Annotated in this window: 17 protein-coding genes; 8 read left to right on the top strand and 9 right to left on the bottom strand. The window is 63.8% G+C overall.

Going from position 1 to position 24,371, the window contains the following annotated elements; translation table 11 throughout:
- Nucleotides 1-3: 3 nt before the first annotated feature.
- On the bottom strand, nucleotides 4-858 hold the full coding sequence (locus K7H91_RS16450) for a transporter substrate-binding domain-containing protein (protein ID WP_230721344.1): 855 nt from the start codon (nucleotides 856-858) through the stop codon (nucleotides 4-6).
- Between the two features lie 39 nt (nucleotides 859-897).
- Nucleotides 898-2,085, bottom strand: a complete 1,188-nt coding sequence (locus K7H91_RS16445) for a M20 metallopeptidase family protein (RefSeq protein WP_230721343.1) — start codon at nucleotides 2,083-2,085, stop codon at nucleotides 898-900.
- A gap of 256 nt (nucleotides 2,086-2,341) precedes the next feature.
- On the opposite strand from K7H91_RS16445, the gene K7H91_RS16440 reads away from it, so the two are divergent.
- Together K7H91_RS16440 and K7H91_RS16435 are read left to right on the top strand one after the other, a co-directional pair.
- On the top strand, nucleotides 2,342-2,989 hold the full coding sequence (locus tag K7H91_RS16440) for a TetR family transcriptional regulator C-terminal domain-containing protein (protein ID WP_230721342.1): 648 nt from the start codon (nucleotides 2,342-2,344) through the stop codon (nucleotides 2,987-2,989).
- Nucleotides 2,990-3,004: 15 nt separating this feature from the next.
- Nucleotides 3,005-4,204 carry a pyridoxal phosphate-dependent aminotransferase gene (locus K7H91_RS16435; protein WP_230721341.1) on the top strand — a complete coding sequence of 400 codons (1,200 nt, stop codon included), beginning with the start codon at nucleotides 3,005-3,007 and terminating at the stop codon, nucleotides 4,202-4,204.
- Nucleotides 4,205-4,265: 61 nt separating this feature from the next.
- Here K7H91_RS16435 and K7H91_RS16430 read toward each other — a convergent pair whose 3' ends face one another.
- The 3 genes from K7H91_RS16430 to K7H91_RS16420 form a co-directional block, all read right to left on the bottom strand.
- Nucleotides 4,266-5,000 (bottom strand): class II aldolase/adducin family protein, encoded by a 735-nt coding sequence (locus K7H91_RS16430; protein ID WP_230721398.1) that lies wholly within the window; start codon nucleotides 4,998-5,000, stop codon nucleotides 4,266-4,268.
- A 52-nt stretch (nucleotides 5,001-5,052) separates the two neighbouring features.
- Nucleotides 5,053-5,967, bottom strand: a complete 915-nt coding sequence (locus K7H91_RS16425) for an NAD(P)-dependent oxidoreductase (protein WP_230721340.1) — start codon at nucleotides 5,965-5,967, stop codon at nucleotides 5,053-5,055.
- A 535-nt stretch (nucleotides 5,968-6,502) separates the two neighbouring features.
- Nucleotides 6,503-7,024, bottom strand: a complete 522-nt coding sequence (locus tag K7H91_RS16420; protein ID WP_230721339.1) for a DUF6653 family protein — start codon at nucleotides 7,022-7,024, stop codon at nucleotides 6,503-6,505.
- 445 nt (nucleotides 7,025-7,469) lie between these two features.
- Here K7H91_RS16420 and K7H91_RS16415 point away from each other — a divergent pair, with 445 nt between their 5' ends.
- Together K7H91_RS16415 and K7H91_RS16410 are read left to right on the top strand one after the other, a co-directional pair.
- Nucleotides 7,470-8,813: an efflux RND transporter periplasmic adaptor subunit gene (locus K7H91_RS16415; protein WP_230721338.1), complete on the top strand. Its 1,344-nt coding sequence runs from the start codon at nucleotides 7,470-7,472 to the stop codon at nucleotides 8,811-8,813.
- Nucleotides 8,810-11,944, top strand: coding sequence for an efflux RND transporter permease subunit (locus tag K7H91_RS16410; protein WP_230721337.1), 3,135 nt, complete (start codon nucleotides 8,810-8,812; stop codon nucleotides 11,942-11,944). Before K7H91_RS16415 ends, K7H91_RS16410 begins: the two co-directional genes overlap by 4 nt.
- 173 nt (nucleotides 11,945-12,117) lie before the next feature.
- On the opposite strand, the gene K7H91_RS16405 is transcribed toward K7H91_RS16410, so the two are convergent.
- The gene (locus tag K7H91_RS16405; RefSeq protein WP_230721336.1) at nucleotides 12,118-14,673 is read right to left on the bottom strand and encodes a membrane-bound PQQ-dependent dehydrogenase, glucose/quinate/shikimate family; all 2,556 of its coding nucleotides are present in this window, start codon (nucleotides 14,671-14,673) and stop codon (nucleotides 12,118-12,120) included.
- Nucleotides 14,674-14,956: 283 nt separating this feature from the next.
- A complete protein-coding gene (locus K7H91_RS16400; RefSeq protein ID WP_230721335.1) occupies nucleotides 14,957-15,790 on the bottom strand; it encodes a PRC-barrel domain-containing protein in 834 nt (277 codons plus the stop codon).
- 497 nt (nucleotides 15,791-16,287) lie between these two features.
- On the opposite strand from K7H91_RS16400, the gene K7H91_RS16395 reads away from it, so the two are divergent.
- The 4 genes from K7H91_RS16395 to K7H91_RS25715 all read left to right on the top strand — a co-directional run bounded on the left by K7H91_RS16395 (nucleotide 16,288) and on the right by K7H91_RS25715 (nucleotide 21,147).
- Nucleotides 16,288-17,115 (top strand): response regulator transcription factor, encoded by an 828-nt coding sequence (locus tag K7H91_RS16395; RefSeq protein ID WP_230721334.1) that lies wholly within the window; start codon nucleotides 16,288-16,290, stop codon nucleotides 17,113-17,115.
- A 104-nt stretch (nucleotides 17,116-17,219) separates the two neighbouring features.
- A complete protein-coding gene (locus K7H91_RS16390; RefSeq protein WP_230721333.1) occupies nucleotides 17,220-19,016 on the top strand; it encodes a ShlB/FhaC/HecB family hemolysin secretion/activation protein in 1,797 nt (598 codons plus the stop codon).
- 77 nt (nucleotides 19,017-19,093) lie between these two features.
- Nucleotides 19,094-20,668: a serine hydrolase domain-containing protein gene (locus K7H91_RS16385; protein WP_230721332.1), complete on the top strand. Its 1,575-nt coding sequence runs from the start codon at nucleotides 19,094-19,096 to the stop codon at nucleotides 20,666-20,668.
- A 170-nt stretch (nucleotides 20,669-20,838) separates the two neighbouring features.
- The gene (locus K7H91_RS25715) at nucleotides 20,839-21,147 is read left to right on the top strand and encodes a transposase (RefSeq protein ID WP_330166014.1); all 309 of its coding nucleotides are present in this window, start codon (nucleotides 20,839-20,841) and stop codon (nucleotides 21,145-21,147) included.
- A gap of 203 nt (nucleotides 21,148-21,350) precedes the next feature.
- Here the strand turns inward: K7H91_RS25715 and K7H91_RS16375 are convergent, their stop codons facing one another.
- Nucleotides 21,351-23,258 carry a heavy metal translocating P-type ATPase gene (locus tag K7H91_RS16375; protein WP_230721331.1) on the bottom strand — a complete coding sequence of 636 codons (1,908 nt, stop codon included), beginning with the start codon at nucleotides 23,256-23,258 and terminating at the stop codon, nucleotides 21,351-21,353.
- A 232-nt stretch (nucleotides 23,259-23,490) separates the two neighbouring features.
- Nucleotides 23,491-24,321 (bottom strand): universal stress protein, encoded by an 831-nt coding sequence (locus tag K7H91_RS16370; protein WP_230721330.1) that lies wholly within the window; start codon nucleotides 24,319-24,321, stop codon nucleotides 23,491-23,493.
- Nucleotides 24,322-24,371 lie beyond the last annotated feature (50 nt).

Raw genomic sequence — 24,371 nt, 5'->3', positions numbered from 1 at the left:
CCGTCAGTATTGTTGCGGGGTCACGACCAGGCCGAACCACTTCCGCGACAGATCGGCCAGCGTGCCATCGGCCACAATGCTTTCCAGCCCGGCATTGAGCGCGTCGCGCAGCTCGGCGTCGCCCTTCTGCACAACGAGACCGGAACCATTGCCCATTATCCCGCCGCCAAAGGCCGGGCCGGTCGCGGCGGCCTTGTCGGCATTCTTTTCGAGGAAGGCCGAGACATTGGTCAGCGAGGCGATGCCCGCATCGATGCGTCCGACGCTGAGGTCCTGGTAGACATCGGGGCCGTTCGGGTAGGTGCGCACGTTGACGCCGCGATCCTCGAGATATTCCTCAAGGAACTTGGACTGGATCGTCGCCTGCTGCACGCCGACCGTCTTGCCGGCGAGAACCTCGGCAACGGCGTCGATCGCGGGACCGATGCTCTCGGGATTGTCGAGGCGCGCGGACTCGCCATCCATCGGCAAATCGATGCCGGACGATCTCATGACCACAAAGGTCGAGCCGCCAAGCGTGTAGTTGTGGGTGAAGTCGACCACTTCCTGGCGAGCTGGCGTGATGCTGACGCCGTCGACGATGGCGTCGTACTTGCCGTCGATGAGGCCCTGGATCATGCCGTCCCAGGCCTGCGAGATCAGCTCGATCTTCAGGTTCTGGCGCTTGGCGATCTCATTCACCATGTCGATCTCGAACCCGTAGAGTTCGCCGTTGGGGCGCGTCATGTTGGAGGGCGGGAAGGAGCCTTCGGTGGCCATGACGATGGTCCGGTCGGTGACGTCGGCCTGGACGCCGGAGGCGGCCAAAAGGGCGGCGGAAAGCGCGGCGCCGGCAAGGGCGCGTGTGATCTTGAACATCAATAGTCCTCTCTGTTGGTTTTCTGAATTTGGAACCGCTCAGGCGAGCAGTTCGGTGGCCATGCGGGTCAGCACGATAGCGCTGTCCGCGATGCAACTTTCATTGGGCTGGTAGTCGGAGTTATGGACGCGGTCGTTGCGGCCGGGCGTCTGCGCGCCGACATGAATCTGGATCGAGGGCATGCGCTCGCTGAAAAGCGAGAAATCCTCGGCCCCGAAACTCGGCTCCTCGGACGCGAGCGGCGCCACGCCAAACTGGGCCTCGATGGCGGCGGCGGCGCGGTCGACCATGGCGTCGTCGTTGATCAGGGCCGGCACGCCGCGCACATAGTCGATCTCGGCTTCGAGATTCATGGCCGCGGCCGCATTGGTGCAGATCCGGCGGAAGGAGTCTTCCACGCGATCGCGCGATTCGGCGCTGCGGCAACGCGCGGTGCCTTCGAATGTGCAGCTGTCCGGAATGATGTTCTGCGTCTCGCCGCCGAAAATATGGCCAATGGTCAGAACGGCCGACTGCGCCGGGTTCATCTCGCGCGAGATGATGGTCTGAAGCTGGGCGATGACATGGGCCGCGCCGACGATCGGGTCGATCGCGGCATGGGGCCGCGCGGCATGGCCGGATTTGCCGCGAATGGTGACCTTGAACTCGTCGCTGGACGCGGTGCCCGCGCCCCGGTTCAGCCGCACCTTGCCTGCCTCCAGTTCGGGACGGTTATGGAAGGCGATGGCCATGTCCGCCCCCTCGCCCGCGCCATCGGCCAGCATCGCGGCGGCCCCGCTCTCCAGCGTTTCCTCGGCGGGCTGGAACACCAGACGGACAGTGCCGCGCAGCTTCGGCGCCAGTTTTTTCAACGCATGGGCCGCCCCCAGAAGAGCGGAGGTATGCAGGTCATGGCCGCAGGCATGCATCTTGCCCGGCACGGTCGAGGCATAGGGCAGGCCGGTCTTTTCCTGGATCGGCAGGGCATCCATATCCGCGCGCAGGATCAGGCATGGCCCCGGGGCGCCGCCCTTGATCTCGGCCACGACGCCGGTACGCCCGACTTCGGTCTTCGGTTCGAGCCCGATGGCGCGCAACTCCTCGGCGACCCTAGCGGCGGTGCGTACGGTCTCGAAGCCTGTCTCGGGGTGCGCGTGAATATCGCGCCGGATCTCGATCATCCGCGCCTCGACCTTTCGGACGAGCGCTTCGATCTCGGGTCCGGGGTCATTCGAAATCTTGTTCATTTGTATCCTTCCGCCCATGCGGAGACCGCCTCTCCAACACGGGGCATTGGGTATTTCAGGTTCGGGTGCGGTAGGCTATTTACCGCAATGTTGTACGAATGTATAGTAACGGAAACAAATTAGCGACCAGCCGGTTCCCGACGCGTTGTTTCCCGGGGCGGTTCGGTCTGAAAAATGAATAAAAGAATGACTTGGTTGCCGCCACGAAAGCCCCCAAAGCTGTCGCAGAGGCATCAAAAGGCAGGAGGACATCAGGGTGACAAGGCGGAGCTACCAACGTCTGGGCGTGGATGCGCGGCGCAGCGCACTCCTCGAGGCAACGCTGGACTGTCTGGCCGAAGACGGCATGGGCGGCGCCAGCGTGCGCAAAATCGCGGATCGCGCGGGCGTTTCGCCGGGGCTGATCCGGCACTACTATGCGTCCAAGGACGAAATGGTCCATGAAGCCTACGCCTACCTGATGGACAATCTGACGGGGGCGGCGGCGGCCTCCGCCCATGCGGCCTCGGAAGGACCGGCGCAGGCGTTGGCGCATTTCATCGCGGCCAATGTCAGGCAACCGAACCTTTCCGCGCGCAAGGTTTCGCTGTGGGCGACATTCATCGGGCGTGTCCGCTCCGGGCAGCGCTACGCCGATATCCACCGGGAAAGCTACCGCGAGTTCCTCGATCTGCTGGAGGAACTGGTCCATCCGGTTCTGGTGCAGCACGGGCTGCCCGCAGATCCGGCGGCGTGCCACCGCCATGCCATCGCACTCAACGGGCTGATCGACGGCCTCTGGCTGGAAGGCTCTCTCGGGCACGGGCTTTACGATCCCGCGCGCCTGCCGGGCATAGCGCTCGCCGCCGCCGAGGGCATTCTACGCCTGCCCGACCAGACACTGGTGCGCGCTGTCGCACTCTGACAATAAGGAAAATACATGCACTACGCATCAATCACCCGCAGGCTCAGGGATCTGGGCGGCGATAAATGGGCCGTTCACAACGCCGCCCGCGACCGCAATGCGCAAGGCGAGGCGATCATCATGCTGACCATCGGCGAGCCGGACATTCCCACAGATCCGGACCTTGTCGAGATCTGCGCGCAATCGATGCGTAAGGGCCGCACCCGCTATTCCAACGGCCGCGGCGAAACCGGGCTGGTCAGCGCGCTGGAGGCCACCTATGCCCCGCGCCTGCCCGGTATCGGCCCGGAGAACATCCTGTGCTTTCCCGGCACCCAGACCGCGCTTTTCGCCGTAATGCTGGCGCTGGTCGAAGACGGCGACGGCGTCCTGATCGGCGATCCCTATTACGCCACCTATGACGGCGTGGTCGAGGCGACCGGGGCCAGGGTGCAGCCCGTGCCGCTGAAGATGGAGCACGGTTTCGTACCGCAGCCCGAGGATCTGCGGGAGGCGATAACGCCGCAAAGCCGCGTGCTGCTGCTGAACACGCCGCACAATCCCAGCGGCTCGGTCATCGATCGCGACACCATGAAGGCCATCGGTGACATCGCGATCGAGAAGGATCTCTGGATCGTCTGCGACGAGGTCTATGAATCCCTGATCTTTATGGGCGACTTCTGCTCGCCGCTGGAATTTGCGGCGCTGCGCGAGCGGACCATCGTCGTGTCCTCGATCTCGAAAAGCCACGCCGCCACGGGCTTCCGCAGTGGCTGGGCCGTGGGCCCGGTCGAGGCGATGCGCCTTGTCCTGCCGATCTCGGAAACGATGCTTTTCGGCAACCAGCCCTTCATCGCGGACATGACCGAAGCGGCGCTGACCAATGACTATGACACCGCCGAGCGCCTGCGCAACGCGCTTTCCCGTCGGGCGCGCGCCTGTCAGGCGGCCTTCGAGGCAGCGAAAGGGCTGTCGTCCTTCCCGCCGCAGGGGGGCATGTTCATGATGGTCGATGTCTCACAGACCGGCCTTGGCGGCGAAGCCTTCGCCTGGCGGCTATTGGAAGAGGAAGCCGTGGCGGTGATGCCCGGCGAAAGCTTCGGCACCGAAGCCGGACACCTGATCCGCCTTGGCCTGACGCTGCCCGATGATGAACTGGACGAGGCCGTGCGTCGCATCGCGGCGCTGGCGTCCCGGCTTTGTGAGGCAGGAGCCGAGGCCGCAACCCCGGCCTGAACAAAGAAGGGCCGGCGCTTGCCGCGCCGGCTCTTCTTTCAATCGTTCGGTTGAGTAACGCTCAGTCCCGGTAGTCCGGCGCAATCCGTTCCAGCAGGCGCAGATGCGCGGCCCATTCTAGCGCCACATCGTCCTCATCGCCCATCGAGCTTTCATACTGCCTTGCCACATGGGCGGCGATATCGGCGGGCACGGCGCGAATCGGCTGCCCCATGGAGAGCGTGGCAACCTGAATCTCGCAGGCCCGCTCCATGTAGAACATCGTGTTGAACATCGAGGCCGCAGTGGATCCGGTCGTCAGCAGGCCGTGGTTGCGCAGCACCAGCACGGGATTGTCGCCAAGGCTCGCCACCAGCCGGTCGCGCTCGGCGAGATCCAGCGCGATGCCCTCGTAATCATGATACGAAATCCGGTTGTGGAACTGCAATGCGATCTGGTTGAGCGGCAGCAGCCCCTCCTCCAGCGTCGACACGGCCACGCCCGCCCGGGTGTGCGTGTGCATGATCCAGGCGGCGTCGTGACTGGCGCGGTGGATCGCCGAGTGAATGGTGAAACCCGCCGGGTTCACCGGGTAAGGACGGTCCCCGACCTTGTTGCCGTCGACATCGATCTTGACCAGCGATGTGGCGGTGATCTCCTCCCAGGACAGGCCATAGGGATTGATCAGGAAATGGCCTTCCTCGCCCGGAACGCGGGCGGTGATATGTGTGTAGATCAGGTCGGTGAAGCGGTAGTGCCAGGCCAGCCGGTAGCAGGCCGCAAGGTCACAGCGCGCCTGCCACTCGGCCTCGCTCATACCCGCAGGGGCTGGGTGGGCTGCTTCAGTCATTACGCTCTCCTTCATCAGGTCAGTAGCCGCGCGCGCGTTCAACGCCGAGGCTGAGGGGAATGCCGTCGCGCAGTTCGCGAGCGGTTGCCACGATCTGCTCGCCAACCACCTCAGGCATTGAATCACTTGCGATATGGGGCGTGATCCGCAGGCGCGAATCCTGCCAGAACGGGTGATTTTCGGGCAGCGGCTCCTCTCGGAAGACATCGAGCGTGGCGCCGGCAAGCTGCCCGGCATCCAGCGCCCGCACGAGATCGGCCTCGACCAGATGCTCGCCCCGGCCGATCTGGATCAGCCAGCTCTCCGCCGCCATGGCCGCAAACAGGCGCTCGTTCAGCACGTTCTCGGTAGCAGGCGTGAGCGGCAGGGCATTGATGACGAAATGGGCGCCCGTCGTCGCCTCGATCACGCCATCGGGACCACTGAAATACCGGACACCGTCGATCGGCTCGGCAGGCGCGGTGCGGCAAGCGACCCGCAGGCTGAACCCCAGCGCGCGCAACGCTTTCGTAACGGCCGCGCCCATCGTGCCATTGCCCAGCACCGCAACGATCGTATCTTCCGGCGGGCGCATCGGCAGCGGCGCCCAGCGCACCTCGGCCGCCGAGCGCGCAAGCGCGGAAAATCCGCGCGAGACATGCAGCACCTCATGAGCGGCATAACCCGCCATCAACGCCGCCTGGTGCGGATCGCGCACCCGCGCAATAGCAATCTCCGGTCGCAGCCCTGGGTTATCGAGCAGGTCGTTGACGCCTGCGCCAATCGACATGGCCAGTTTGAGGTTGGGATAGGCCTTTAGGCTCTCAGCCGTCGGCAGCCAGCAGACGGCAAAGCTGATCCGCTCCGGGTCTGAAACCTGTTCGGGGCGGCGCAGCACCACCTCCTCTCCGGCCGCCGCGACAGCGGAGCCATAGAGATCTTCGAGATCAAGCATGGGGCTGAGATACACGCCATGAACTGGCCGAGATCCGGTCATCAGATGTCCTCTTCTGGAATACGAACGCGCCCCTTATTGCACGTTCGTATAGTATCAAGCAACCTCAGAAACGGGCCGGATAAAACCGCGAAAACCGCAGCCAGGCGCCGCGTGATCAGCGCCGAACCCTCTAGCCGGACATCAAGCAGGAGAAGGCGAATAATCCCGGCGGTGGCAAGCATCATGAATCTGCTGCCAACCGCAGCCATCGCGGGAAATGACGCTGCTCTTGTCGAATGGGATCGGGCGTCTGTTCCGGGGCTGCAGCATAAACCGGAAAGCAAGAGCCGGCGTTATGTTGCGAGGTGGAAGGCGGATGCTGAACTCCAGGGGCTGGCGACGATCCGGTTCTGTTTGTCGCGACATCGCTTGGGCGGGACTGTTTCGGCCTCGACGTGGCAATGGAACCGAGATTGCAAGGCGAGGCAAACTTGTTCCATCCGATAACTGCGCATGCGCCGGAGAGTTTGTCGCGCAAGGATCGTTGCGATATTCAGCCCGTCCGATCGCTTTGCGACCATTCGGCATAGTCGGCGTTGACCTTCTCCATATCGCTGTAGAGCCAGGCCATGCGGTCGAGGAACCAGAGCTTCAGCAGCATGGTCAGCGCCATGCCGGAAAGCGTGACCCATAAATCGAGCCAGATCAGACCGGCAATGAACAGCAGGCCGGAAACAGCCGAAAGCGCGTTCAGCACATTGCCGGCACGCTGATGGCCGGCTGGGATGGGCACGCTCTTGCGCTTGAGCCAGACCCGTTCGCCGAAAATCCCGCGCGTCATCCAGTTATCCTTGCGGCTGGGTGGAGGAAAAAGCCTCGGGTTCAGCCAGACCCAGGCAAGGGCGACACTGGCTGGCAGGATGGCCCAGGGGCCGATCAGCACCCGGCTCCAGGCGCTAAGGGCAATCACTGGCAGAACGGTCAGCCGGCTCCAGCCGCTCCACGGGTTCGCGTGGCGCTGCCATGTGCTGTCGTTCATTCCCATCAGCTTTTCTGCGTATTCCGCAAATCTCATCGGCCGACGCTCTCCCTGGTTGCTCGTGCGGCCATACTATCGTCCCTTCGCTTGCGCGCCAGTCGCCAATCCGCTCGCGCAGCAAATCGGCATCGGCGTTTTTCTCAACGAGGAAGTGCCGCTTCATCATGCCAACAGTAGTCTTTCCGTCAGGTAGCTCTTCAAAAACCCGCCCTTACCGGAGAACACTTGTGACCATCCCGCATCTACACCACGCTGCGGGACAGGATCGATCGTGTTTGTCGGCAGGCTTGCGACATAGGCAACGAGAGCGTTCTCACGGTTCAGGTCGAACGCGGAGCAAGTGTGTGCCCAAATTTCGGAAGAGCGCTTCCCGCTCCGGGACAAACGGAACAATCTGCCGCTCTGCCGGTTCAACCTATGAAAACCCGCTGCGTCAGCGCGGCGCGCACCCACAGGCTATCCTCCACGAGCGAGCGACATCATGCCCGAAGATGGCAAAGGCCGCAAAAACCGAACACAGCTTATCGGCTGGGCAGTTGCCATTGCGGTTCTGCTGGCAGGCGGCGCTGTCGCCGCCTTCAGTTTTTTCTGGTCCTCGGATGAGACCCAGGCGGAGGCGCCGGCCGCGCCGCTGGTCAGGGTCGCCAGCCCCGTTGAACTGGACCAGCCGCTGACGATATCGCAAACGGCGCTGGTCCGTTCGGGCGCGGATGTGGTCCTGGCACCTGAGGTTGGCGGACGCATCGAACGGATCGGCGAAAATTTCGCCGCGGGCGGCCGACTGGCCGAGGGCGATCTTGTCATCGAACTCGATGACGCCCGTTTCCGGTCCGATCTCCAGGCTGCACAGGCCGCAGTTGAAGAGGCTGAGGCCAGCCTTGAGGAAGCCCGCGCCGATCTCGATCGCCAGAACCAGCTTGCCGAGCGCGGCGCAACGCCGGAAGCCACGACCGAGGACGCCGCCGCACGGGTCAAACGCGCCCGCGCCAGCCTGTCTTCGGCGCGCGCGCAGCTTCAAAGCGCGGAGATTGCGCTGGACGATACGCGCCTGGAAGCGCCGTTTGCCGCCGCCGTGCTGAGCGCCGATGCGGCGCGGGGCCAACTGGTCAGCGCCGGCACAAGCGTCGGCACGGCTGCGCTCGCGGGATATGCGGAGGCGGCCGTCGGGCTTTCCGAACGCGATTTCCAGCTTCTGGGCGGTGAGGCCGCGCTTCTGGGCAAGCCCGTCGGCATCCTCCCCGTGCGGGCGGACGGCAAGGACCAGGACGTCCGGATCGGCACGGTCACGGCCGTCATTCCGCGCATCGAGTCATCCGCCAGAACCACCGAGGTCATCGTCAGCATCCGCAATCCCTTCGTCGCCGACGAAGGCGCGCCGGCGCTCAGGATCGGAGAGGTCGTTCGCGTCCATTTCGCCCTTCCCGATGACGAAAGCCCTTTCGCCGCCCCTTCGGGCGTCGTGCAGGCCGGTCAGCAGGTCTGGGGCGTTGACGGTGACGACAGGCTGGTTCGGCTGGAAGCAGAAGTGCGCCGACGGATCGACGACGCCGTTCTTCTGAGCGGCGATCTCGCCGAAAAACGATTGCTGCTGACGCCGGTCGACACGCCGGTCGACGGCCTGAAGGTCAGGGTCGACGGCGATACGCCGGTTACCGTCGGCGATCTTTCCGACGCGGTCGCGGACCGGATCGCCACGGCCCCTTCGGGTCTCGTCGATGTGCCGGATGACATTGCCTCCGGCGCGGCGTCCTCCGCCGCAGGCGCAACCCCGACCGGCGGCGCCAATGCCGCCGGCGCAAACACGGCAGGTGGCGCGGCGCGATGAACTGGCTGATCAGACGCGTTTTCGAGACGGGCGTTTTTGCAAATCTTCTCCTGGTCGGTCTGGTCGCGGCGGGGCTTCTGTCGCTCGCCACGCTGACGGTCAAGAACTTCCCCGACCTTTCGACCGGCACCATCAGCATCACCGTCGCCTATCCGGGCGCGACGGCGCAGGATGTCTCCGATTCCGTGGTCGAGCCGATTGAATCGGCCATCCGCAGCATTGAGGGCATCCGCAAGATCACCGCCACGGCGAGCGAAGGCCAGGCAAGGGTGATCGCGGACCTGACGCGCGGGGCAGACCCCGAGACGGTGAAGGACGATATCCAGACCGAGGTGCGAAGTCTCACCTCGCTGCCCCAATCCGCCGAAGAACCGGTAATCGTCGAGGTCGAGCCGGAGGAACTTGCGATACAGTTTGCCCTTTCCGGCGATCTGCCCGCGGACACGCTAAAGGCGATCGCCGTTTCCGCCCGCGAGGACCTTCAGGCCATCGACGGCATATCGCAGGTGAGGATCAGCGGCGCGCCAGAGGATCGCATATCGGTCGAGGTGCCGCAGGCGCAGCTTCTTGCCTATGGCACGACGCTCGGCGCGCTTGCCGATCGCATCGGCAATGCGACTGCGGATTATTCCGCCGGAACGCTTGACGGGCCGGAGGACCGCGTTTCGGTGCGCACCGCCGGCGAACGCGATACCGGGGCGGCGATTGGGGAGATCGTGATGTTTTCCTCGCTGGCTGGCGCGCAGGTGCGGCTTGACGATTTCGCGACAATTTCCGACGGGCTCGCCGAAGACCCCGTTCTGGCCGAGATCGATGGCCACCCCGCCGTCTTCGTCAATGTTTTCCGCGCCGGAAGCGAACCGCTGCTCAACATCGTCAACCTGACGCAGGACTACCTCGAAAACGAGCTCGAACCGCGTCTGCCGGAAACCGTGACGCTCACCGAGTGGCGCAATCAGGCAACGTCGCTTCAGGGCCGGATCGACCTCCTGGTCAAGAACGGCATCATCGGCGCGGCGCTGATCCTAGTCATCCTGACGCTGGCGCTCGATATCCGCATCGCGGCCTGGGTGTCGGTGGGCATCGCCGTGTCCTTTATCGGCACCTTCGCGCTGATGGCCTTGTTCGGCGTCAGCATCAGCCAGCTTTCGCTGTTTGCCTTCATCCTCTCGCTTGGCATCGTGGTCGATGACGCCATCGTGGTCGGCGAAGCCATCTATACCGAGCGGCAATCGGGAAAAAGCGGGCCCGAGGCAGCGCTGGACGGAACGCTTCGGATGGCGCGGCCGGTTTTCTTTTCCGTGGCGACAACCGTTCTCGCCTTCGTGCCGCTGCTGTTCATTCCGGGCCTTTCCGGCTCCTTCCTCGCGCCGGTGGCCGCCGTGGTCATCATGGTGCTCGGTCTGTCGCTGGTCGAGAGCTTCTTCGTGCTTCCCACGCATCTCTCCCATCTGCGCTCCGGCGAGCCGCGCCGGTTTTCGCCAAGACGTCTGGCCGATCCGCTGCGCCGGCAGGTCGGCGGCCGGATCGACAGCTTTGCCGATACCCGGTTTCGCCGGGTCGCCGAAACGGTCGACCGTCATCCGGGCCCGACGCTGGTGCTCTGCCTCGGCCTGCTTCTCGCCTCGCTGGCGCCGCTGACGCTCGGCTTCGTCCGTTTCGTGTTCTTTCCCGATATCGAGGGTAATTTCGTCTCCGCCGAACTGCAGATGAGCGATGGCACATCCGTGGCCGCCACGCGCGCGGAGGCCGAAAAGCTGGCCGCGGCGATGGACCGGGCGGCCGGCCAACTGGCCGAGCAGACCGGAGAGGATGCGAGCGATATTCGCCAGGCAAGCGCCATCCTGATCGGCATTCCCGCCGTTTCCGGCGGTCCGCCGGGCGGGACGGAAAGTACAGCCGCCAGCACGGCGCGCATCGAGGTCAAGATTGCCGATGCCGAGACCCGCGACTTTTCCGCCGGCGAACTGGTCGATCTCTGGCGCGCGGAGGCAGGCGAGATCGCCGGCGCGCGTTCGCTGAGCTTTTCCACCAGCGAGGTTGGCATCGGCGCCGATATCGTCCTCAATATTGCGGCCGGCACGCCGGAGGCGCGCGCCGCCGCGGTCGACCGGATCAGGAGCGCGCTCGTTGAAAAAGCCGGCGTCACCGCCGTCAGGGACAGCCGGGGCTCTTCCTCCGAAGAAGTCGTCGCCACGCTTTCCGATCAGGGCCGGGCGCTTGGCGTTGAACTGAACTCGGTGGCGCGCGGCCTTCGCAATGCGCTGTTCGGGGCGGTGGCCACGGAGTTCCAACGCAATCGCGAAGAGGTGGAGGTGCGCGTGCGCCTGCCGGCATCGGACCGCGATACCATTGCCGATCTTCAGGACCTGCGGCTGCCGGCCGAGGGCGGGCTGGTTCCGATCGGCACGGTTGCCGACCTCGCCTTCCAGCCGGCGCCATCGACGATCACAAGGATCGACGGTAGTCGCGTGACCACGGTCACCGCCGATGTCACCGGCGGCTCGACCACCGGCAGTGAGGTGACGGACCAATTGATGACGGAAACCGTACCGCAACTGCGCCAGGACTATCCCGACCTCGAAATCACGCTGGGCGGCGAGCAGGAAGAGCAGAGCCGCTTCGCGCCGGCGCTTCTGCGCAATGCCGTTCTCGCGCTTTTGGGGATTTACGCCCTTCTGACGCTCGCTTTCGGTTCCTATACGCGCCCGCTGATCCTGCTGACGGTTCTGCCCTTCGGTCTCGTCGGCACCATACTCGGGCATTGGGCGCTGGGGCTTGAACTGACGCTCCTGTCGATGTTCGGCCTCATCGGACTGATGGGCATTCTTCTGAACAACGCCCTGCTTCTGGTCATCCGCACGTTTGAATGTGCCGAAAGCGGCAGTTCCAGGCCGGTGGTTGACGCCATGGTGGAGCGCCTGAGACCGATCATCCTGACGACCGTGACGACCTTCCTCGGCGTCACGCCGCTTATTCTGGAAACCAGCCTGCAGGCCCAGTTCCTGATCCCGACAGCCGTCGCGCTCGGCTTTGGCATTCTGGTCGGCTCGTTCTTTACCCTCGCCGTCGTCCCTGCCGTCAGCGTGTTCTATCTGAGGCTTTCCGGTCATGGAAAGGCAAAAGGTTGATGCTCGGTCGCTGGCCCACGCGCCGGAAGGTTTGACCGTTTAGGTTAGGCCAGCCGCCGCAATGGCGCTGCGATGAATGGAACTCGAAGCCGCCCAAGAGAAGCCCGCCTCCCTTGAGGAGAGGCGGGCCGGTATCGGCCATTCAAGGCACGTTTATTGCGCGAAAGCTTCCGTCAGCTCTCGGGCAGACCGTAGGCGATGATCGTGTCGCTGATCGGCGTCTCCATGAAGTGATGGCCGCCGGGATAGATGATCACGAACTGTCGCCCCGCGACCTCAACAACGAGCGGATTGGCCTGGCCGCCGCCCGGCAGTCGGTCGCTCCAGAGCGTTTCGCCGGTTTCAGAGTCGATCGCGCGGATCAGATTGTCCGTGGTCGCGGCGATGAAGATCAGCCCGCTGGCGGTGACGGCCGGACCGCCATTGTTCGGCGTGCCGATCGTGATCGGCAGCATGGAGGGAATGCCGAAAGGTCCGTTCCTGGCCGCTGAACCAAAGGGCCGATCCCAGACCGTGTCACCTGTGGCCAGATCGATGGCGCGAATTCCGCCATAGGGCGGCTCCTTGCAGAGCAGGCCGGTGAAGTTGACGCGCCAGCCGGCATTGACGTCGATCGCATAGGGCGCTCCGATCTGCGGGCCTGCCTCGCCGAGCGGGGATTCTCCCTCCGTCGGCGGCTCGTAAATGGCCCGCAGCCCGGCTTTCTCCGCCTCTTCGCGCGGCACCAGCCTGTTGTGGTTCGGCATGTTGTTGTAGTTGGCGATCAGAAGACCGCGCTCCGGATCGACGGCGACCGAACCCCAGTCGTTGCCGCCATTGTAACCCGGATATTGTATCCAACGTTGCGCCGTCGTCGGCGGCGTGTAGATGCCGTCGTAGTGCGACCGCCTGAACTGGATACGGCACCAGAGCTGGTCAATCGGCGACATGCCCCACATGTCTTTCTCTTCAAGCCGCGGGAAGGCCAGCGTATGATAGGCGGAGAAAGGCTGTGTCGGCGAAATATAGTCAGGCTCGACACCGCCGCCAGGGACCGGTCGTTCCTCGACGGGAAACAGCGATTCCCCGGTCTCGCGGTTGAGGATGTATATATCTCCCTGCTTGGAGGCGAGAACCAATGCCGGGACGGAACCCTCGTCGGTCGGAAAGTCGACCAGCGTCGGCTGGCTGCCGAGGTCATAGTCCCAGACATCCCGATGGACCGTCTGGAAGTGCCAGACAGGTCGGCCCGTCGTCACATCGATGGCGACCAAAGAGGTCGAATACTCATTCTCCTCTTCACTGCGGTTGGAGCCGTAATAATCGACAGCCGAATTGCCGAGGGGGAGGTAAACATAGCCGAGTTCCTCGTCGCCGGCGGCAATGGTCCACATATTGGGCGTGCCGCGCGTATAAACCTCGTCGGGTCCGGCCTGGCTTGTGTCGCCCGGGCGGCCCATGTCCCAGGCCCATTCGAATTCGCCGGTGACCGCATCGAAGCCGCGGATGACGCCGGACGGCGAATCCTCCGCATTGCCGTCCGTCACCTGGGCGCCGACAACGACCACGCCGCGCACGATGGTCGGCGGAGAGGACATCGCATACCACCCTGGCACGGTCTCGCCGAGGCCGCGTTCGAGATAGACCATACCGTTATCGCCGAAGTCATTGCAACGCTGGCCGGTTTCGGCATCGATGGCGATCAGGCGGGCATCGAGCGTCCCCCAGATGATGCGCGTCGCGCAAGGATCGTAGGGATCGGCCTCAGGCACTTCGAAATAGCTGACGCCGCGGCAGGTCGCGCCATAGGGGATTGCATCGGCGGGCACGCCCGGATCGAAGCGCCATTCCTCCTTGCCCGACCGCGCATCGATCGAGATGATATTGCCCATGGGGGTGCAGGCAAACAGCTTGCCGCCGATCTTCAACGGCGTATTTTCCGGGGAGTATTTGCCCTCAGCCTCCGGTCCGGGAAGGTCTCCGGTGTGAAATTCCCAGATGCGCTCCAGCTCCCCGACATTTTCGGGCGTGATCTGGGTGAGCGGTGAATATTTGTCGCCGTGGATGCTGCCGCCCCAGGCCGGCCAGTCGGCTCCCGCCTTGCGCGTCGCCAGTGCCGGCCGGGTTTCGCTGGCTCCCGATGCGTCGGTATCGGTTTGCATCGTCGTTCCGTCGCCTAGCTCGTCCGGATTGTTTTCCGGCTCCAGCACAACGCCGCCCGGCAAATCGGCGGGCGTTTCAGGCGCGGATCGCGTTTCTTCACTGGTGTTTGCCTGGGCGAAGGCGGATGACCCTGCGGTCCATTGCGCCGTCAGCGCGCCGATGCCGATTGCCACAAGCACCGCTGTCGCCGCAGTTGCCCCCCGGCCGCCGCGCCAAAGCGCCGGATCGCGGCGGCGCAGCTCAGGCACCGCAAGCGCGACAAGCGCGAGGATAACGGTGGGCGCCACCAGACGCGGCACCAGAGGCCAGCCTTGCAGCCCCACTTCCCACAGGGCCCAGACAAGCGTGAAAATGTAGGTCGCGCCATAGACGAGCGCGCCGGAGACCTTGCCTTTTGTCATCAGTACGCCTGAAGCCACAAGGCCCAATCCGGCGACGAGATAGTACCAGGAGCCGCCAAGCGAAATCAGCCACGCGCCGCCGGCGCCGATCACGGCGCCAAGCAGGACCAGCAGCGCTCCAAGCAGGATGGCATACCAGCGGGCTATGGGATGATGGGATTGTCGATGTTCTGTTTGATGTGTCATGAACCGGTCCCTTCAGCTTTTCCATGCGTGCTGCGACGTTCGAACGCCGTCGAATGCGGAGGTAGAAAAGCCGGGACGCCAGCAGATTTCCGACGCCCGCATTACGCCTCGCGTCCGTTGTTGGCCCAAGGACCCGATGTCTTGCCGATCTGCCGAAGCCGGCGTCGCGGTCTCCTTTGCCGCGTCATGCAGCAGCGCATTCTGCTTGCACGTACAGTCAGTCCGTGCGGATAACGAAAAACCGGAGACCGCACCCGGCGGCTCCGGTTTTCGTCAACGTCAACTATTGCGTCGCTGACCGTTGTTCTTCGTTCTGGGCGGCGGTGGTCGCCTCATCCCTGCCATAGGGCATATCGTAATAGCTGCTGCCCGGCGCATAGCCGTAGCCGTAATAGGGATAGGCGTAGGGCCGGCGAACGCCATAACCGTCCTCGGGGCTGACGACCACGGCGGCAAGCCGCCCGTCATCGATGACGAGATCGTTGATATAACCGTAATCGCTATAGACGTCGCCATCCTCCACCCGTGCGAAGTCTCCGATCAGGTCGGTTGCCCGGAAGGCGACCGGGCCGGTCCTCAGATCATCATCGACAACCCGGGTTTCGCTCGAGGCTTCGCGTGCAGCGAGATAGCTCGGCTTGAACATACCGTAATCCGGGAGGTTGTCCTCGTTAACCGGAACAGTGATGCGGTCGGTTGTAAACTGGACCTCGTCCCAGGGCACGTTCACGTGGGTATCAAACAGATCCCAGAAGCCGCCGACTTCGGCGATGACCGACCGGATCTCGCCGCTTCGGTCGAATACGATATTCTCCACGCTGCCGATTTCCTCGCCCGTCTCGCCATAGACGGCAACGTCATCCAGGATATGGTCCACGCTGACGCCGCTCGCGTAGAGATCGTCCGTGTTCCATTCGGCAAGGGCGATGACATCCGGCGCGCGAACCGCGCCCGCATTCGAGCCCGGAACGCGAACCTTGGCCGCATCGGCGCTTCCGGAACCGTCGGCATCCGCGGTGTCCTGATCGGACTGGGCCATCGCCGGCGTCGCCGAAGCGAGCGTCAGAAGAAGAACGGCCGTGGTTCTTTCCAATCGTTTGATGTTCAAGTTCATCATTTTTTCCTCCTTTCTGTTTCCTGCACCCCGCGAACTTGACGAGCCGGCAAATGTTCCAGGCTTTTGCCGATTTGCGTTTGATACGGGTTAGGCAAACTTTATCTTCGATCTTTCGAGGGTCTTCGATCGGATACGTGTCAGGCCTCAGATTGTGGCCATCGATGACGCCACGGTCCGGTATGCTGTTCGGAAAGCTGGGGTCACATCGGTTCAGAGAGATGCAAGCGCTCGAGCCCCGGCTCTGAATTTCCCTGCCTTGAATTTCGACGTCCGTGTCGCGTCCTGCTCGTCGATCGCTCACCACGGCCCTGTGGCCATGTCGTGCCGTTGCCTTCTCGGTTTCGGTGAATATAAAAGCGTCTTTGTATACTTGATGCCGCTGGGTGGGCATCCGCCGCATCAGTTCACATGATTTCCTGGCCGTTCTTCTCCATAATTTTACCCGTTGCTTACAAAAAAAGAGTGGGAATCTCCGTCCTCCGTGGTCAAATAGGCTCATGCTGGACGAAACAATCGATACTGAACGCATTTATGCACTGTGGGACGAACTGGCGGATTTCGAGGCGTCGCGCATGCCTGAGGCGCGCGTGCATCTGCTGACGGTCGTCAGCGACATGATCGACGCGCGCCAGGCCGACTGGATCGGCGCCGTGCGGCTTGCGGGCAACATGCATCGCGATCCGCTTTTCGGCTGGCGGCCGCGCAGCCTGTCGGCACTTTACCCAGACGCGGAAACCGCAAGGACCATCCAGGAAGCCTTCTCCCTGATGGAAAAGGGCGAACCCGACATTACCACGATCCGCAATGCCGAGCTTGCCGGCCAATTCCGGGTGTTCATGCTGGATGAGCTTGCGACGCCCGAATGGTTTGAAAGTTATTCCTACAAGACCTTCTATCATGGGCTGGACCGGCTGGATTCGATCTGGGTGGGCATTCCCATCAATGCCGATGCCGAAATCCAGATCGGCTTTCACCGCGCGCTCTCGCAGCCGCGATTTACAGAGCGCGATCGGCGGATCGTGGCGCACGCCCTGCGCGGCATCCGCTGGTTTTATCGTTTGCAGATGCTGTCGGAAGGGATCGGGGTCGCTTCCGACCCCTTGACGCCGATGGAAGGCAGGGTGTTGCGCGACCTGCTGCAGGGGCTTTCGGAACGCAAGATTGCCGAGAACAACGGCCAGAGCCCCCATACCGTCCATGATCACGTCAAGCGGATCTATCGGAAATATGGCGTCTCCAGCCGCGCCGCGCTGATGGCGCTCTGGCTGGGCCAGCCCATACCCCCCCGATTAGGGGATTCCAAACGCAGGGCGGCTGGTCGATAAGCTTTGGCAAAACAGGGTCTCGTCAATTCCAGTGCGCCGCGCCGCCGTCATCAGGCTGAATGCAACAGAGGGTCCCTTGTGCAATGATCTGTGTTGGGGGAACCATGCGTCAAACAGCCTTGTCAGAGAATTCCGGTTTCTTCGCGATTACGCGCCTGCAATTGCTCGCACTGCTCGATGATGAAAAGGTTATTCTTCGGGAGCCATCGCGCAAAATCGGACCGCCCGCGCGCCCGGCCTCCTCATGGTGGGGGTTTCTCGCCTGTGGACCGCTCGCCATCGGATGCCTTTTCGCGGGTACCGACACGGCGCTGGCGCAAACCGCGGAGCGGATCGAGCAGACGGTCGCCGGCCAGACGACCATTCTCGAACGGTTCACCCCGCCCCAGCGTATCGGCACGGTCGATATCAAGGTTCAGGATCAACGCAAGCGCACCCCCGAAAAGGATGCCGCCGCGATCCGCTTCACGCTGACGTCCCTGACGGTTGAGGGCGCGGAGACGCTGCCCGGCACGGTGTTTTCCGATCTCTGGCAAGGCATGACCGGCAAGGTCATCACGCTTGCCGATCTCTATCGGATCGCCACGGAGATCGACGCCCGGTATCTGAGCGCCGGCTATCTCGCGATGACCGTCGTGCCGGTGCAGGACTTTTCCTCCGGAAAGATCACGCTCCGCGTCTATGAAAGCTATGTCGAGACGCTGGAAGTCAACAGTTCCATTCCGGGTATCCGCGAGCGTCTTGCGCCCTATATCGACCGGATCATCGCCATGCGGCCGATCCGGATCAAGGAGGCCGAGCGCATTCTGCTGCTGATGAGCGACCTCGGCGGGCTCGATATCGAGGGCACGCTGATACGGCCGGAGACCCCGAAGGGCGGCGGAACATTGCGCCTCGACATCGGCTTTGACCGCGCTTCGGGTGGCGTCGGACTAGACAATCTCGGTACCGATGAGGTCGGGCCGCTGGAACTCTCCGGCAATGTCGCCGTCAACGACATGCTGGGACTTTTCGATACGGCGAGCCTCGTCGGCGTCACGGTTCCCAACACGCCGCAGGAGATGATCTTCCTGCAGGCCTCGCAGGATATCCCGATCGGCTTCAACGGCCTTTCCGCCGGATATGATCTCTCCTACATCACCCAGAAGCCGGGCGGCGATCTGAAGGCGGACGATATTCATATCCAGTCGGTGATCGGCACGGCGCGGCTCGACTATCCCTTTATCCGCACCATCGACCAGAGCCTTTTCGGCAGGCTGGAGGTCAACCTGCGCAATGACCGCGTCGATGTGATGGGCGCCCGGGCGGCCCGCGAACAGACGCGCTGGGCGGCCATGTCGCTCACCTATGACCGGCAGAATGGCGGCACCGCCTTCCTCACAACGGCGGAATTCGGCCAGGGGCTGGGACAGGAAACCGCCCTGCCCGAGGTACCGGAGGATTACCGGTACGCCCGGGTGAACTTCGACATCGCGCATGATCTTGGCGCCGACACCTCCATCCGGCTGCGCAGTGCCGGGCAGTATTCCGCAACCCCACTGCCGGCGGCGGCGCAATTCTCGCTCGGCGGCGATCCCTATGGCTGGGCGTTTGACGGCGGCACGCTGTCCGGCGCCAGCGGCGCAGCAGCCGCCCTTGAGCTCAGCCATGATTTCGAGACCGGCTGGTCGGCGCTTCCGGGCCTGACCTGGACGACGTTCGCGGATTATGGCGTCGTCTGGAATGAAGAGGCGGGCGCAGATTATGCGCGCGATGCGCTGGGCTCCGTCGGCGTCGGGGTCAGCGGCATGCTGGCGGAAAAGATGAGTTTTCAGCTGATCGCGGCCGTGCCGTGGTATAGTCCAGACAATGGCGAGGATGAGGGGCTCAGGGTTTTCTTCAGGCTGGGTCTGCCGCTCTGACGCGGTGCAGACCGCATCAGCATCCAACAACACGACGTTCCGGCTGCGCCGGTGATTGCAACGAGAAGAGGTTTTCCATGTCACAGTTCAAGGCTTCGCGCCGCCATTTCCTGACCACGGTTTCGCTGGCGTCTGCCTCGATTGCCTTGCTCTCGCTCCCCGCGCTTGCTGACATGCTGCCGCCATCGCGCACATCGGGTGTCCCAGTCCCTCCCGGACAGATCGACGAGGCAGTAGCGGCGCTTGATGGCATTGTCGAAGACATCAAGGCCCGCAGCGGCGTGCCGGGCATTGCCGTCGCCGTAGTGCATGGCGGCGAGACCGTCTATGCCAAAGGGTTCGGCACGCGCGATGCCGAGGGAGACCTGCCCGTGACGCCCGACACGGTGTTCCAGCTCGCCTCGCTCTCCAAATCCGTCGGCGCGACGGCCGTCGCCCGTCAGGTCAGTCGCGGCGTGGTCTCGTGGGACAGCCGCATGCAGGACCTGCTGCCGTGGTTCTCGCTTTCCGATCCGGCGGTGAGCGAAAGGCTGACGATCGGCGACCTCTACAGCCATCGCTCCGGCCTGCCGGACCATGCCGGCGATGAACTCGAGGACCTCGGCTTCGACCGCCGGACCATTCTCGAGCGGCTGAGACTCCAGCCGCTTTCGCCCTTCCGCACCAGTTACGCCTATACCAATTTCGGCCTGACGGCGGCGGCTGAAGCTGTTGCCGATGCGTCCGGCATGGCGTGGAGCGAGCTTACGGAAGAAGCGCTATTTCAGCCGCTCGGCATGACCGAGACCAGCGCGCGCTTTGACGATTTCATGGCGCGGGAAAACCGGGCGACGCCCCATGCCAAAACCGCAGACGGCTTTCAAGCACTCTACCAGCGCGAGCCCGATGCCCAATCACCGGCGGGCGGCGTCAGTTCTTCGGCCAATGACATGACAAAATGGATGACAATGGTGCTCGCCGGCGGCGGCAACCTCATCCGGCCGGAGGCCCTGCAGCCGGCGATCAGCCCGCAGAGCTTCTCCAGCCGGCCGCACAGCCCGGATGAGCGTGCGGGCTTTTATGGCTATGGCTTCGGCGTCGGCACCGACCCGAGCGGCCGGGTGATCCTCAGCCACTCCGGCGCCTTCATTCTTGGCGCCGCCACCTATTTCGCGCTGATCCCTTCGCTCGATGTCGGCATCGTGGTGCTCTCCAACGCCGCCCCGGTGGGCGCGGTCGAAGCGATCGGCGCGAGCTTTACCGATATGGTTCAGACCGGCGGCGTGACCCGCGACTGGTTCGCAGGTTATGAGGCGCTGTTTGCCGGCCTATACACGCCGCTCGGCGAAACGGCCGGAGAGCCGTTCCCGCAGGCTTCCGCGGCTCCGCCCCCCGCAAGCTATCTGATTGGCCGCTACAGCCACCCCTATTTCGGAACCGTCGAGGTGGCCGAGGACGAGACCGGCGACCTCGTCTTGCTTGTCGGCCCCAAGCCAGAGGTGTTCCGACTGATGCCGTGGGACGGCGCGATGATGGTGTTCGACATCGACACCGAAAACGCGCCAGAAGGCTCCCGCTCCGCCGCCACGTTCTCCGGCGGTCCGGACAAGGCCGAAACGCTGGAGATCGAACTGTTCGTCATGGACGGCCCTGCACTGTTCAAGCGGAGATAATGCCGTTCACGGCCGATCACTCTCAGGTGCAGCGTTATAGGCAGCAGTGAGACGTCCCGTGAGTGACATAGTTCCAGAAGGCTGGTCGGGAGTGTGAAGACCAACATGACGCCGCCGAGCGGACCCAGCCGGACGGGACAAAGACTTGTTGTCGACGCGCCTTTCGGCAAGTGGAACACACAGACCTTCATCGCCGGTCTGCGGTGCGACGAACTGATAGCGCCAGTGTTCGAGGACGCCATCAACGGCCTGGCTTTCGACACCTATGTCTCAACCCGGCTTGCCCCGACGCTTTCAACGGAGATGTCGTTGTCTGGGACAATCTCAATGTTTACAAGAGCCCACGCGCTGCCGAGGCGATCAGGGCGCGCGGCGGATGGGTGCTCTTTCTCCCGCGCTATTCACCGGATATGAACCCGATCGAGAAGGCGTTCTCAAAGCTCAAGGCGCTTCTCAGGAAGACAAAGGCGCAAACCTAAGACGACCTGTGAGAGCTGTAGGCCACGTCTGCTAACTCTTCACGCCACTGGAATGCTGGAATTACTTCAAATCAACCGCATGCGTTGCAGACTAATCGCCCGGTGCTTGTCAGTATCTCGGGCGGATGGGTTTGGCACCGAGAACGACCGCCCACACCCGGCCGGTCGAATCACCATGTGGATTTCGGAATGCAAGAGCCGGTTCATGCCTTGGCTTCTTGCGCGCTATCGAAATGACCGGGCGCGTCTTCCCGGCGCCGGAGCGGAGCGGGCGGGCGCGGCGCGATACTGAGAGCGCGGAGCGCATTCAGGATCACGGCGACGTCAATCGCCTCCTGCAAGAGCGCGCCCTGCACCGGGGTGAGATAGCCGAAAGCAGCGGCGATCATGCCGAGCACTGAAAGGCTGATCCCGGCAACCACGCTTTGGACGGCGATGCGGCGCGCACCGCGCGCGATTTGGATACCCGAGCCGAGCCGGTCGAGGTGATCCACCAACAGCACCACGTCCGCCGCCTCGGCGGCAGCTGCCGCACCACGTGCGCCCATCGCAACGCCCACGTCGGCGGCGGCAAGCGCCGGGGCATCGTTGACGCCGTCGCCCACCATCATCACGGGCCCGCGCTTGCACTCGGTCAGCACGAGAAGAACCTTCTGGTCCGGCGTGAGGCCGGCGCGCAGTCCATCGATGCCAAGCCCCTCGGTCACCCGTTCGGCCACTTCCGCGCGGTCGCCGGTGGCAAGAAGAATACGCGCTACTCCCTCGCGACGCAGACCGTCCAGCATCGCGCCAGCGCCTTCGCGTAAGGGATCGGACATGACGAGGTGACCGGCCATGCGCCCGTCGACAGCGACAGCCACGAGGACCGACCCGGCGGCGATGGCGGAATGATCGCCGGGTCGCTGTCCGACGCGGGAGGCGACAAAGGCGTCTCCGCCCACAATGACGTTGCGGTCCTCAACGTGACCCACCACGCCTTCGCCTGCGATCTCCGCCACGTCCGATGGAACGGGCAGAGAGAAGCCACGCTCTTTCGCGGCGGCGACGACGGCCTGCGCCACCGGGTGCTTCGATGCCTGGTCAAGCGATGCCGCAAGCCGCAGGATATCGTTTTCCGCCATGCCCTCATGGCTGTCGATCGAGACGATCTGCGGACGGCCCTCCGTCAGCGTGCCGGTCTTGTCGAGGATCAGCGTGCGGATGCGCGCCATCGTCTCAAGGGTCCCCGCGCCCTTGATGAGCACGCCGAAAGACGCCGCGCGCGAAAGGCCCGCGACGAGTGCCACAGGCACGGCGAGGATCAGCGGACAGGGCGTGGCGACAACCAGCACGGCAACCGCCCGGACCGGATCGCCGGAAACCCACCAGGCGGCAAAGGCGATCCCGACGGTGACCGCGAGAAAACCCAGCGACCAGCGATCCGCCAGCCGCGACATCGGCGCTCTCGATGCCTGCGCCTCCTCGACCAGCCGAACGATCCCGGCATAGGTGCTGTCCTTCGCCTCGTGCGTGGCCGTCAGGTCGAAGGCCTCGCCCGCGTTGGTCGACCCGCTCATGGCATCGTCCCCGTACGCCAGACGTACCGGGAGGGACTCGCCGGTCAGCGCCGAGGTATCCAGGAAGGCCGTTTCGGAGGCCACCGTGCCGTCCACCGGCACCACGTCGCCCTGCCGGATCAGCAGGCGGTCGCCGGGCATGATCGCGTCGAGAGGAACCTCTTCGATCCCGCCATCGCGATGCCGGGCAGCCGTCCGCGGCACGCGGGACAGGAGATCATACATCTCGCGCCGGGCGCGACCCTCGGCGAAGGCTTCGAGGAATGTGCCACCGGAATACATCACTGCGATGACTGCCGCTGCGAGCGTCTCGCCAAAGACGAGTGCCGCCGACATGGAGAGCGCGGCGACGATGTCGAGGCCCGCCTCGCCAGCGCGCAGGCCGCGCAGGATCTCGACCACAAGCACAATAAGCGCGGGAACGACACCGGCCGTCCAGACGAGGTCGGCGATGTCGGCCCGAGCCGTGAAGTAGAACACAAGGCCCAAGGCCAGTCCGACAGCGGCCAGCAGAAGAACGACAGTCTTGAGGCGATCGGTTCGGGTGGTTTCCATGGGGCCCATCTTTACCCGGCTAAAGCTTCCTCTGAAAAGCGTGTCGCACAAGGCCACTCACCTCGCGCCGTGTACCTTCATCGAGGTTAGGTGACGTGCCCGTGAACAGCGGGACATTCTGCAGGCAGTTTCAGCGCGATCATTGAATGCGGCCCCCTACCGGCCGCATCAGAGCATTTGTTTTTACGCGCGTCCGGACGGAAAACCGGTATCCGCCTTTCCTGGACGCGCTCTAGTGTCCCATCAGAACGGGAACTTCCGATCTCTTCAGGACCTCCCGCGTCGCGCCGCCAAGCACCCATTCGCGCAGACGCGTATGGCCGTAGCCGCCCATGACGATCAGGCCGGCGTTGAGCAGTTCGGCCTCGTCGAGCAGGGTGGCGCCAACGCCCTTCCCCTCCGGCAGGGGGTTGAGTTCGACCGGAACTTCGTGGCGGGCGAGATGGCGGGCAATGTCATTGCCCTGGGTGACCCGCTCGATCCGGCCCAGTTCGTCGTCGCCGATCATGCAGACCGACACGCGTTCGGCCCGTTTGAGGAACGGCAGGGCCTCGTCGACCGCCCGCGCGGCCTCCCGCGTGTTGCGCCAGCCGAGCACAATGGTTGAGAAGTCAAGGGCGGAAACGCATTTCGGCGGTACGAGCAAGACCGAATGCCCGGCACCGAACAGCACGGATTCCACCAGCGCCGCGGCTTCATGGTCGTCCTCCTGCGGCATCGTCGTGACGAACAGATCGTATAGCCTTGCCTCTGCCAGGATGGTCTGCTGCCACCGTGACGAGAGCACATCGAAACGACGCAGCTCGTTCCGGACATCAAGGCCGGAAAGCAGGTCTTCCAGTCCGGCGGCAATCCTGTCGCCCTTCTCCCGTGCCTTTCTCTGCATGTCGTCGAGAGCGGACGCCGAATAGCTGTAAATCTCCGCCGCCGGCATATCGGGCAGGCGATTGACGAAGACGCCGGAAAGATGGGCATCGAACATCACCGCGATCTGTCGCCCGGCTTCAAGGCGGTCCTTGTCGCCATCGCTCCCATCGAGGTGAACAAACAAATCCGTAATCATGTCGGCCTCCATTGTGCGCGTCGAATGAATCCAGTCGACCATACTCCGCT

It is taken from the genome of Martelella mediterranea (assembly GCF_021021415.1).
GTDB lineage: Bacteria > Pseudomonadota > Alphaproteobacteria > Rhizobiales > Rhizobiaceae > Martelella > Martelella mediterranea_C.
The sequence above is the reverse complement of the archived record's forward strand: the minus strand, read 5'-3'. Positions and strand labels throughout refer to the sequence as shown.